This is a genomic window from Dolichospermum sp. UHCC 0260 (assembly GCF_009711985.1).
GTDB classification, from domain to species: domain Bacteria; phylum Cyanobacteriota; class Cyanobacteriia; order Cyanobacteriales; family Nostocaceae; genus Dolichospermum; species Dolichospermum lemmermannii.
In genome coordinates this window covers 14,466-25,901 of record NZ_VIKZ01000025.1, presented here as the reverse complement: position 1 = coordinate 25,901, position 11,436 = coordinate 14,466, and the positions used below count along the sequence as shown (strand labels likewise).

The 11,436-nt window shown below is 40.2% G+C and carries 12 protein-coding genes; 5 read left to right on the top strand and 7 right to left on the bottom strand.

Annotation, left to right across the window (positions count from 1 at the left end):
- From FJR08_RS11695 to FJR08_RS11685, 3 genes are all read right to left on the bottom strand, one after another.
- Positions 1 to 1,316: cell wall metabolism sensor histidine kinase WalK (locus FJR08_RS11695; protein ID WP_168633270.1), on the bottom strand; the 1,316-nt coding region annotated here is incomplete at its 3' end.
- Between the two features lie 53 nt (positions 1,317 to 1,369).
- Positions 1,370 to 2,122: a winged helix-turn-helix domain-containing protein gene (locus FJR08_RS11690; protein ID WP_148766327.1), complete on the bottom strand. Its 753-nt coding sequence runs from the start codon at positions 2,120 to 2,122 to the stop codon at positions 1,370 to 1,372.
- A 218-nt stretch (positions 2,123 to 2,340) separates the two neighbouring features.
- The gene (locus FJR08_RS11685) at positions 2,341 to 2,910 is read right to left on the bottom strand and encodes a pentapeptide repeat-containing protein (RefSeq protein WP_015080590.1); all 570 of its coding nucleotides are present in this window, start codon (positions 2,908 to 2,910) and stop codon (positions 2,341 to 2,343) included.
- 184 nt (positions 2,911 to 3,094) lie between these two features.
- Between FJR08_RS11685 and FJR08_RS11680 the strand changes: the two genes are divergently transcribed.
- Positions 3,095 to 3,673: a hypothetical protein gene (locus FJR08_RS11680; RefSeq protein ID WP_015080589.1), complete on the top strand. Its 579-nt coding sequence runs from the start codon at positions 3,095 to 3,097 to the stop codon at positions 3,671 to 3,673.
- A 10-nt stretch (positions 3,674 to 3,683) separates the two neighbouring features.
- Here FJR08_RS11680 and FJR08_RS11675 read toward each other — a convergent pair whose 3' ends face one another.
- On the bottom strand, positions 3,684 to 5,849 hold the full coding sequence (locus FJR08_RS11675) for a DNA phosphorothioation-associated putative methyltransferase (protein ID WP_256369720.1): 2,166 nt from the start codon (positions 5,847 to 5,849) through the stop codon (positions 3,684 to 3,686).
- A 393-nt stretch (positions 5,850 to 6,242) separates the two neighbouring features.
- Here FJR08_RS11675 and FJR08_RS11670 point away from each other — a divergent pair, with 393 nt between their 5' ends.
- Positions 6,243 to 6,461 (top strand): hypothetical protein, encoded by a 219-nt coding sequence (locus FJR08_RS11670; RefSeq protein ID WP_015080587.1) that lies wholly within the window; start codon positions 6,243 to 6,245, stop codon positions 6,459 to 6,461.
- Positions 6,462 to 6,478: 17 nt separating this feature from the next.
- Here the strand turns inward: FJR08_RS11670 and ribD are convergent, their stop codons facing one another.
- Both ribD and mreD read right to left on the bottom strand, forming a co-directional pair.
- On the bottom strand, positions 6,479 to 7,660 hold the full coding sequence (gene ribD / locus FJR08_RS11665; RefSeq protein WP_168633268.1) for a bifunctional diaminohydroxyphosphoribosylaminopyrimidine deaminase/5-amino-6-(5-phosphoribosylamino)uracil reductase RibD: 1,182 nt from the start codon (positions 7,658 to 7,660) through the stop codon (positions 6,479 to 6,481).
- Between the two features lie 5 nt (positions 7,661 to 7,665).
- Positions 7,666 to 8,283 (bottom strand): rod shape-determining protein MreD, encoded by a 618-nt coding sequence (mreD, locus tag FJR08_RS11660; protein WP_015080585.1) that lies wholly within the window; start codon positions 8,281 to 8,283, stop codon positions 7,666 to 7,668.
- A 730-nt stretch (positions 8,284 to 9,013) separates the two neighbouring features.
- Here mreD and FJR08_RS11655 point away from each other — a divergent pair.
- Positions 9,014 to 9,754 (top strand): hypothetical protein, encoded by a 741-nt coding sequence (locus tag FJR08_RS11655; protein WP_168633267.1) that lies wholly within the window; start codon positions 9,014 to 9,016, stop codon positions 9,752 to 9,754.
- 107 nt (positions 9,755 to 9,861) lie between these two features.
- Here the strand turns inward: FJR08_RS11655 and FJR08_RS11650 are convergent, their stop codons facing one another.
- Complete coding sequence (locus tag FJR08_RS11650; protein WP_168633266.1) at positions 9,862 to 10,998, bottom strand: quinone-dependent dihydroorotate dehydrogenase; 1,137 nt, start codon at positions 10,996 to 10,998, stop codon at positions 9,862 to 9,864.
- Between the two features lie 113 nt (positions 10,999 to 11,111).
- Here FJR08_RS11650 and FJR08_RS11645 point away from each other — a divergent pair, with 113 nt between their 5' ends.
- Together FJR08_RS11645 and FJR08_RS11640 are read left to right on the top strand one after the other, a co-directional pair.
- Positions 11,112 to 11,282, top strand: a complete 171-nt coding sequence (locus FJR08_RS11645) for a hypothetical protein (protein ID WP_162471197.1) — start codon at positions 11,112 to 11,114, stop codon at positions 11,280 to 11,282.
- On the top strand, positions 11,263 to 11,418 hold the full coding sequence (locus FJR08_RS11640) for a DUF2256 domain-containing protein (RefSeq protein ID WP_015080582.1): 156 nt from the start codon (positions 11,263 to 11,265) through the stop codon (positions 11,416 to 11,418). Before FJR08_RS11645 ends, FJR08_RS11640 begins: the two co-directional genes overlap by 20 nt.
- The last annotated feature ends 18 nt before the right edge of the window (positions 11,419 to 11,436 follow it).

Below are 11,436 nucleotides of genomic sequence, written 5' to 3'. Positions count from 1 at the left end.
CTTGACAAACTACTAGGTAAATTTGTCATAACTTGAGAAAATTGAATTTGTATCCAAGCACCACCTGTTTCTGGATGGTTCATGGCTTTAATTACACCACCGTGAGCCATGACTATTTGCTGGACAATGGCTAAACCTAAACCGCTACCAGCAATTCCCGTTGTCGAATTTACTTCATTGACTGGTGAACGATACCGGGCTTTATCTCCGCGATAAAACCTTTCAAATACATAAGGTAAGTCGTCAACAGCAAAGCCAACACCGAAATCAATAATATTTATTTCCAACATTTGACCGTTATCAGTAGAAATTATTTTAGTCTCAATGTCAATAGTTGTGGTGGCTGGACTATATTTGATGCTATTATCTAGCAAGTTGACGAATACTTGATAAAGTCGAGATTTATCTGCCTGAATGCAGATGCTGTCTAGTCCAGAATAGTTAATACTGAGAGAATGACTCTGGGCAATTGGTTCTAGGGTTTCCCATGCGGAGATGATGAGCGATCGCATTTCCACCATTTCCAAATTTAACTGCATGGTGGGATTGTTTTGCATTTGCGTCAACTCCAACCAACTTTGGACTAAATTAATCAGTCGGTCAACTTCTTGCATCAGCCTATTAACCCAACGGTCTAAAGGTGGTTCTAAACGGGTTTGCAGAGTTTCCACCACGAGACGAATTGCCGTCAACGGGGTGCGGAGTTCATGGGCTAAATCGGAAAAAGAGCGATCGCGTTCTTGCTTCATATCTAGCACAGATTGGCAATTTTCCAAAAATACTCCCACCTGTCCCGTTGGTAATGGCAAACTAGAAGCCCGCAGAAACATGGGCTTTAATTCTGTCATCACCTTAGCATCTTCACAAGCGGGATGAAAAACCCATTCCTGCACCTGGGGTTTTTGCCAATCACGAGTTTGTTCAATTAACTGATCTAATTCATAAGACCTCACCAACTCTAGCAACAAACGCACCTGTCCAGGTTGCCATCTTTGAAGATATAAGATTTCCCGCGCTTGTTGATTGCACCACAACAATTGGTTTTCCTCGTCTACCTGCAAATATCCCAGCGGAGCAAAATCCAGTAATTCCTTATACATGGACAATGATTGCTGCAAATTTTGTTGCTGTCTATTCACCATAGAGATTTCCTGCCGTAAGCGAGGTCTTAGCAGCAGTTTAATATTGGTAATTTTATGCAAATTAGAACTTGGCGATTGTAGTAATTGTTCTAAATACCAGTGCAAATGAACCTGTTGCCAAACCCAAAAACCCAGGCCGACAGCTAAACCCAGCGAAAATCCCAGTAAAAGCATTGAAGTCGTTAGTTGGTGTGTTATTACTCAAAATTAACAACTATCTTCACCAATCACCCAAATCTGTAACCAAAACCCCGCACAGTTACAATATATTCTGGATGACTAGGATCTTCCTCCAACTTTTCCCGTAACCAGCGGATATGAACATCCACAGTTTTGCTATCCCCCACAAAATCTGGACCCCATACTTGATCTAATAATTGCTCTCGTGACCATACCCGACGGGTATAACTCATAAATAATTCTAACAGTCGGAACTCCTTGGGAGACAAACTTGCCTCTTCTCCACGGACTATAACCCGACACTCTTGAGCATTTAAAGTTATATCTTTGTGCTTGAGGACAGTAACTTGTGGCAATGAAATTAAACGTTGACGACGAAGTAACGCCCGACACCGCGCCACCAATTCTCGCATACTAAATGGTTTTGTCAAATAGTCATCAGCACCCACTTCTAAGCCTAGGACTCGGTCAGTTTCACTACCTTTAGCACTCAACATTAAAATTGGCACTGAGTTGCCTTGATGACGTAAAAAACGGCAAATGTCTAGGCCATTAATTTGCGGTAACATCAAATCTAATAACACCAAGTCTAAAGGCAGTTCTTCAGAATTATCTTCACAACTTTTCAGATATTCTATCGCTGCTCGGCCATCACTAGCGGTAATTACTTCATAGCCTTCCCCTTCCAAGGCCACAACTAACATTTCCCGAATCAGTTCTTCGTCTTCCACTATCAGGATACGGTTGGTTTGTCCAATGTCCGTTCTCACAGAATATTTAGCTAATTCACTGGTATACATTAATTTTTTTCAGTGTATAACAAAGTCTAGTATATTAGAAATCATACCAATGATAGATTTATTTTGTTTTTCTGGACTTGGTGGTGAAGAAGAAGAATTTGTCGGGCTTCGCCCCGCTTCGCTAACACGCAGAGGCGCAGAGTCACGAAGAGTAAACATTAATTTTTATGCCAGTAGTTATCTAAAAGCGAAATGATCAGCATCAGTAATGCCAAACATCAACTATGAATGCTACCATCAGGCATAATCGCCCCAGTTAAGAAAGTTTCACTCATATCTGTATCATCTAAATTAGCTCCAGTTAAATTTACTTCGCACAAATTAGCCTCGCTTAAATCAGCACCACTCAAGTCCGCACCTTGTAAATCTGCTTTCCACATTCTCACACCTCCCATTTTTGCACCACTGAGATTTGCACCCTGTAAGTTTGCGGCGGAAATTGATGCCATGTGTAAATTAGCATCACATAAATTAGCACCACTCAACAATGCACCACTGAGGTCTGATTCATTTAAATGAGCAGTTGTTAATGTAGCTTGAGTTAAATCAGCACCACAGAGAATAACTTCGGATAAATGCGCTCTTGCCAATATTGCTCCTTGAAGATTCGCTTTACTCAAATTAGCTCCACTCAAAGAAGCTGCTGTCAGGTTTGCTCCTCTTAAATCTGCTCTACCGAAGTCCACCCCACCCAAATTGACTCCTTGCAAATTTGCTCCTGGTAAAGCAATACAGGTAAAGCTTCTTTCTCCTGTCGCGTATCTAGCTAAAAGTTCTTGAACATTCATACTTTTCTAGACCTTGGTAAGTAGTCGGACAAAATTTAAAATATAATTAAATCTTGATTAATCCTGTTGTTTATTTAAACTAAACATAAATTTATTCACATTTTCTAACTTCTGGGCAATTAATGAACCAGAACTTTAGCAAATGCTACAATAAAATCACCAGCCTCATTGCTATCCAGTATTTATGAATACTCACAATTTAAAATTAGGAAAATATCTAACCTTAGAAGAATTTTGTACCTGCACACAAACCTATCATAAATATGCCCAAAAGATCAACCCATATCCACAAAATCTACCAGAAGTAATTCCAGCATTACAGGATTTAAATAAATTTATCATTGACCCAATTATAGATTATTTTAGTAGAGAAAAATTTCAACTTACCTACGGTTTTTGTTCTCCAGACCTAAAAAAGTATCTTGAGAAAAAAGACCCAGTTACAGGTCAAAAAAATGGACGTGTAGCCCCCAATCTCGACCAACATATTAGCCATGAAATCAACAAAAATGGTACATACTACTGTAAAAGATTAGGTGCAGCTTGTGATTTTCTAATTACAGACTTACCCAGCACAGAACTAGTAGAATGGATATTACAAACAAAACTACCCTTTGATTCCCTGTATTTTTACAGTCCCCACCAACCAATTCACATTAGTTATGGACAACAACATAAACGAGATATTTGGACATTTAATAACTCAGGAATCCCCACAAAAAAAGGAATCGAAAACTGGATAAAACTAGCAAAACAAACTTAAAAAAACCTCTCTATTCCTCCTCTCCGTGTCTCTGTGACTCGTTAGAAATATTCTTCCTTCTTTGTCTAGTTCTCAAAGCTGCTTTAAGTGCTTTCAACTTATAAGCATCTGCATCTTTAACCCAAAATAACCTATAACCATCAATAACAGTACAATTTTCTTGTAAGCATTTTTTCCAGCCAGAAACATGACTAATACTGTGCCAATTATCTAAAAGTCCTCTATCTTCTTCTTGACGAGTTAACTTAGCAAATTTCTCATATTGGGGATAATCAGAAGTAACTAAAGCATCTATTTGGTGTAAGATTGGTGGATCATCTTCTAAATCATAATCCTGATAAGTAACGTGCAAATCTCGCAAATCAATTGTCATCACTTTTGATAAAATGGGATGAGGATTAATATCAAAATCAGGATAAAATAAATAAGAGATCTTAGGTGTTTTCAGATGGAATTTAATCACATTTGCTTCTTCTAATCTTCCCAGAGTCCGACTAGCGCAACCTTCATACAGGCGTAATAAAGGGTCAACTGCTTGTAGTGTGGAAATATGCACCCAAAGGGAATTAGGTAATTTTTTACCAACATTGCTTTCTTGACAGCGTTTAATAATGAGTTCTGTATTTCCCAAGCTGCGTAACATTTGGTCAGCATCTAAACAAGCTTGTTTATAACTACTATATAAACCAATTATGTCCTCTTGGACTGCTGGTGCTAATTGTCCTAATCGGGGACGACGGCTAAAATTGCACAGCGCTAAATAAACCATCAAATCTTGACGGCGTTTGTCAGCGATCGCTTGCCATTCTTCTGTGTCAGTTGCCTGTATAATGACATTAAAAGCCCGGCGTAAACTCCCAAATTCCTCAGCAATTTCCGCTGCTTGAGGTAATTCTCCCTTGATAGGCATTCTTCCCCGTTCCGTCAGAAAATTCATCAACGGCGTTAATAATTCCTGATGTTCCTCAAACCGTTTTACACAAAGACGGACTCTGGGAGTAGTCGCCCGGGAACGAAACCGAGAAGCGCGAAATAACTCCGCTTCAGCATCATCTCGAAACACAAAATAAACCCCCAAAGCCACAGGAATTGCGTCAACTCCTAATACTTGGTCAATGTAAATTTTTAATTCTTCTTGTTCATAATATTTCTGAAATGTGTTACGGTTAGTGATGATGCCATCGCCATAAGCAATTACACCCCGCTTAATATCAGATATCAATACTTGGGCGGCTACTAACAGCACCTTTTGAGTCAGTTCCCAAGCTTGAATTAAAGCTTCCCGGCGCTCGCTTTGATGCTCAATGACATTAATCACAAAACCAATATTCACAATATCCGCAGCGATTCTCGGTGTATGTGCAGAATAATAAGGGTCCCAGCCATAACTTGTATAACCCTGTTCAGCAATGCGGGTAACGTCTCCACCATGTCCACAACCATAATCAAAAAAGGTAGTTTCTGGACTAAATAAGCTCGATTCCAAGGCTAAACGCACAGGACGGGATAAATCAGGACGAATAATAGCGGCTTTGTGGCGTTCTATTTTGGGAACTATATTTGTAATTGTAGAACTGCTTTCGCGTTTAATCAAGCTATGTCCTTGTACCTCCACCCCAAAAACTTGTAGCCGTTGTTCCCAACCCAACTTAGTACCAATTCCCCTAGTATGATTAAGTAAACCTAAAGCGACTTGAGCGCGAGTTAAAGCTGCAAACTCTTCATAGAGGGGATATTCTGGAGTTACAAAAGTTTCTTTGCGGTGCAGAATGGGGGGATTTTCCGAATCGCTGTAATCCCGATAACCAACTTCTAGAGTTTCTACGTCAACCTGAATACTAGCTTGTAAAGCCGGATGAGGATCAGTATCAAAATCAGGATAAAATAGATAGGATATCTTGGGTTTATTCGTGCTAAATTTAACTAAAGTTGCAGACTGAACTTTAAGTAAGGCACTAGTTCGACTTCGCTCACTACAAGTACGGGCGCGGTTTTCATATTCCTGAAGCCAAGGGTCAAGAGTATGTAAGGCTAAAATATGAATGTAAAACGCATCAGGTAACATTTTGCCAACAGGATTGTTTTGGCAATATTGATTTATACTATTTAGATCAATAGAATGAAACGTTGGGGGGTTTTCCGCAACTGCATTCCTTATGTTATCAGGTTGAACCATTACTTTGTCATCTTGTAAAAATATAGATAACCTGGTTACATTTACTTTAATACAAAAAATCTGAAATTGGAAGTTAATAAACTTTAATCTCCCAGCCAAAACCGCTCAAACTCTGATTTTTCCCTGTTCCCTGTTCCCTGTTCCCTGTTCCCTTCTTTTTGTGAAAAGAGTAAAAGACAACAAAAAAAACTTTTACCAATTACCAATTGTGATCTTAGTTAAGTAAAATTAAGTTAATTCATATAACTTGACATTTCTTCATTTTCAGCAAAATATTTGCCCATTTATTAAATTTTTAATAATAGTTATATCTAGTTGTAGATTTAGGCAGTTAATTAATATCAGAACTGTATAATCTGAAAATAACTAAATTAATGATTAAATAGAGGCCGAATGAGTCCAACAATCATGCGTCAGTTTTGGTCTATCGTTGAAGCCACTCACACAGTAACGCTTTTGCAGCTTGATGATACTAGTTTGGTACAGTGGTTAGTTAAACAAATCACGAATCAAGCCTTTTTAGATGCCCATGAAATTGATTTTCTCTGTGATTACATTCAATCTCGGCTAACTCTGATTCGTGATTTAGCTTATGAACGCCAAGAATCATAGCTGAGTATCTGTGCTATTTATTTTATTTTGGGTGGTAAATAACCTTCCACCAAGCAATCATTACCAACAACACGCCAACTGACGCGCTCTAAAAGTAACGCTTCAGTCATATTGGTCAAACCCAAATCTCCCACAGGTGTAGGAGCATGATCTCCACCAATAATTTTGGGGGCGATAAATGCCATAATTTTTTGGACAGAGCCTTGAGCGATCGCCCTAGCTGCTAAAATACCACCACATTCCCATAGCACGCTACAAAACCCGCGCTCAGATAAATGACTCATGACTGCTTCTGGGGTGAGTGAGCTAAATTCCACCACTTCCACCCCTTTGTCGCGCAGCATTTTTTGAAAAGCCTGTGAACTACCAACTGCCGTTACAACCAAAGTTGGAGCTTCCTGAGTATCCCATAGCCGAGCTTGTTCTGGTAAATTTAGACTACGACTCATCACCACTCGCAGAGGATTATGAGCCTCAACTTGATGGCTAGTCAAATAAGGGTTATCTTTTCTAACCGTATTCCCACCAACAATCACCGCATCACAAGCGGCTCGCAATTGATAAACCTCAGTGCGAGCATCTTGATTTGTTACCCAAGCACTATGACCAGCAGTAGTGGCGATTTTACCATCTAAAGTCATAGCATATTTCAAAATCCCTAAAGGTCGTTGATAGAGAATGCGATGAATAAACCCTTCATTTAATCGCCGACAAGCCGCTTCCTCTACTCCAACTATCACTTCTATCCCAGCAGCCCGTAACCGCGCAATTCCAGAACCTGCTACCAAGGGATTAGGATCAACCATCCCTACTACCACCTTAGACACACCCGCATTAATCAACCCTTGGGAACAGGGAGGAGTACGTCCATAGTGGTTACAAGGTTCAAGACTCACATAAATAGTGCTTCCTCGCGCCCGTTCTCCCGCTGCTCTCAGGGCAAAAACTTCGGCGTGAGGTTCACCAGCACAAGGATGAAATCCTTCTCCCACAATCTCCCCATTTTGGACAATCACCGCCCCCACCAAGGGATTTGGTGAAGTGCGTCCTAAGGCAGTCCGGGCTAATTCCACACACCTTCCCATCATGCGAGAGTCAAAGTCATCACCTACTATTTCTGGGACTACAGGCTGTGTTATAAGTTGAGGATCTTGAGGTAATGATGCAGATTTGGGAGAGACTCCTGGAAAATTATCCATTTGACTTACGAATTACGAATTAATTTCATCTGCTGCCACCAGCGATTAAGAGGATAATAAACCACAGGCGCCCACAAACTACTGAGAATTGCCGAAGCTAAGGTAGCCCGTTGGTAATATGTCCAAATACTGGCTGCATGACGATTTCCTACCCAAGATAACTGGAAAGCAAAAATAGTGTCTGCCACTACAGCCATCGCAAATACAATTAAAGCAATGGAAATAAAGTCTTCTTGAATAAACCGCTGTTTTTGCATCAGGGCTGTTAACATTCCCACAATTCCCAAACTCAAGGCATGAGTTGGATCAGGTGATGTCATTGCGTCTTGTAATAGCCCCAAAATGATCCCTGACAGCAGACCAGAAAATACTGAGCGATTGACACTCCAAGCCACTACCCAAATCAGTAGCCAGTTAGGACCAATGCCTAATAATTCCATTCCGGGGAGACGAGTTGGCAACATTAGTAAACATAACATGACAGTTAAAAATATTACCATCCAATCCATAAATTGATGCCACCAAGGATGCCAAAGTGCTAATGGGGGAATCAAAAAATAGGATTTTCGTCCGGTTGAAGTTGATTTTTTATCTCTGTCACCAGGAAATCCAGGTATCTTCATAAGATATCGCGGTAAGTGGGAAACTCAGTCCCTTTAGGGCTGAGAGGGAAGCGACACGAGCGGTTTTAACCGCTGTGGATATTAAAATTGAAACCAGATTTTTGATTGGAATCTGGAAACCAACTCCCATTTCTGGGGTAATGTTAGCTAGATGCCTCCGGCACGCTGGCGCGAACGACCAGTTATAAGAGCTTGTTAGACTTGCAACACTGTTTCAGTGACCTTAAAACTGTTTAATTGCAAATGACAGAGCGGGGAACTAGCTACGCATTCCGGGGTGTCGTGACTCAAATAACGGCTACCCTTCGACTACGCTCAGGGTGGTCTGGTCAGCACGGCTTGCTTGATTACTCTTGCAAGCCCAGTCCCTTTAGGGCTGGGTTACTGACTGTTTGGCAATTGGTGATTGATGATTATAGTAGCTTTTAGCGGTCAGCAATTAGGAGTACAATCCTTTCGGTGTAAGCCTCTGGGGTGAAAATTAGAATCTCATTCCAGTGCATACCGCTATATCATCGCTTAATTTTAATCTTTGTGAACCTAATCTGACTACACACCAATTTCTCAAAGGCTTGAAAAAATATACTGAGACAATTAGTCACTTTTTTATTGCATCAGTAGCTTTTGCCGAATAATTGGCGATAATTTTGCCAAAAGATACAAACAAATGGCCAAATTTTTGCCAATATAAGAATATTATTTTGTAAAAGTTCACTTGGCAAAAATCAGCATGAGTGAAAAAACCATAGAAAATTACGGCAAAAGTTTTCTCGTTCTTATTTTGCCGATATCGTTTGTGATTGTTTTCCTAGTCAATACTTGGAAAGTATTAGGGCTGCTGTTATTACTGCTGATGGTTTTCAATCTTTGGCAGCAATATAGGTGGGAAAAGTGGTGTAACCAAGTTAACCCGCTTTTTTATGAATTGATTCGGGAAAACCAGGGCAAAATTACACCCATGGACTTGGCAATCAAGGGTAATTTTTCGGGACAGGTGGCAAAACGCTATTTGGATAGTAAAGCTAAGGAATTTGGCGCTAGTGTCCTAGATTCAAAAAAAGAAGATCAATTGTACTATTTTATTAATGCCAGTATTCTCGGCGATATTCTTGATAGTAGTGAATTGGTAGAAAAACTTCCCGCGCAACCAGTTACCAAAATTGCCCGCTCTTTTTTAGCTCCACCTCCTCCTATTCCCCAGGAGGAGGAAGCGCAATCTGAATCCAAGTCTGAATCCAAATCTGAATCTGTTCCTACCCACGAGGAAGTGAGAAAACCTCTAGAAGAACAGTTAGTTTTTGGTTCGCTGATTCAATCTGAATTAGCTAAACGGCTAAATGTCTATTCCAGTACGGTTTACAAGCGACGCAATGACCCAGATTTTGCCCAGTGGTGTCGTAGCCGTGATCCTGATGGTATTGCTTGGTCCTATTCTCGTAGGTCTAAGGAGTTTTTCCCCATGGAAGAATAGGAGGCAGGGAGCAGGGAGCAGTTTTACCACTGACAACTGTACGGGCGAAGCATTTGGAGAACTATTTTTGGCAATGACCGATAATTTATCTTCCAAATGCTTCGCCCCTACTGACCAATCCCAATCGCTTGACTGATGGATGTTAGTCCGTTTTCTTCTAGCTTGGTTAATAAACCGGACATGATCCGGCGTACCATCATTGGTCCTTCATAGATCCAGCCTGTATAAGTTTGAATAAGACAAGCTCCGGCTGTGATTTTTTCCCAAGCATCCTCAGCAGTAAATATGCCACCTACGCCAATGATAGGCATCTGCCCTTGGGTTTGTTGGTAAATGAAGCGAATTACTTCTGTGGAGCGATCTCTCACTGGTTTTCCGCTAATTCCTCCCGCTTCCTCTTGGGGGGATTTACCAGTTTTTTCAATAATTTGGGTTTTGAGTCCTTCCCGGCTAATCGTGGTGTTGGTGGCGATTAAACCAGCAATTCGGTAGGTTTTAACCAGAGCAATAATGTCAGATATTGCTTCCCATTCTAAATCGGGGGCTATCTTCACAAATATGGGTTTTCGTGCAGTATTTTCCTGCTGTAGCATATCCAAGATTTGACTGAGCATGGTAGCATCCTGGAGCGATCGCAATCCCGGTGTATTGGGAGAGGAAACATTAACTACAAAATAATCACCCAAATCCTTCAGTAATCGAAAACTCTCTAGATAATCCTGCGCTGCTAGTTCCAAGGATGTTATCTTAGACTTACCTAAGTTTATTCCTATCGGTATTGGGATTGGGTAAATTAAATGTTGTTTTGCCTCTGTTAATCTTGCGGCCATTGCGACAGCACCAGCATTATTAAAACCCATCCTGTTAAGTGCCGCTTGATCTAAAGGCAAACGAAATAAACGGGGAGGAGGATTTCCTGGTTGTGGATGATAAGTAACAGTACCCAATTCAGCCAACCCAAAACCAAAATTATGCCAAATATTAGCAGCAATACCGTCTTTATCAAATCCAGCCGCTAACCCCAAAGGATTGGGAAATTTCATTCCCAGTATGGTTTGTTCTAATCGCGGATCATTTAGACACAGATATTGCTGAAATAGGCTATTTAACCATTTAGTAGAAGGATAATAACTGGCTTTCGACAGCCAATTTAGACTACCGATGGTTTGTTTGTGCAACCACTCCGGTTCGGTTTTTACCAGAGTAAATAGAACATGACTAACTAATGCTTTATAAATATCCAATTTAGGGTAACATCTATCAATTATTAACAGATACCAAAGCTAAAATACATTAGGAATGTATACCAGGTATCTTCATATATATTACTATAACTTATGTCAAACAATGATCAAAATTGGCAGCAAAAAAAATTAAAGATGCTGAACAACAAATTATATCTTTGGGGCAACTTATCCAAAATTTGAGAGAAGATGATAGACTTTATTCACTAATTAAAACTACTATTGCTTATCCTCAAGAATGGTTTGAACTTTGTATTGATTATGATGGGGCGTGTTCGTTCTAAATCTGATTTACCAGAAAAAATCTGTGTAGTCTGTCAACGTCCGTTTGCTTGGCGGAAAAAATGGCAAGATTGCTGGGATGAAGTGAAATATTGCTCAGAACGTTGTCGTCGTCGTCGTTCTCACGCAAAAAATTAACAACTAACAACTGTACGG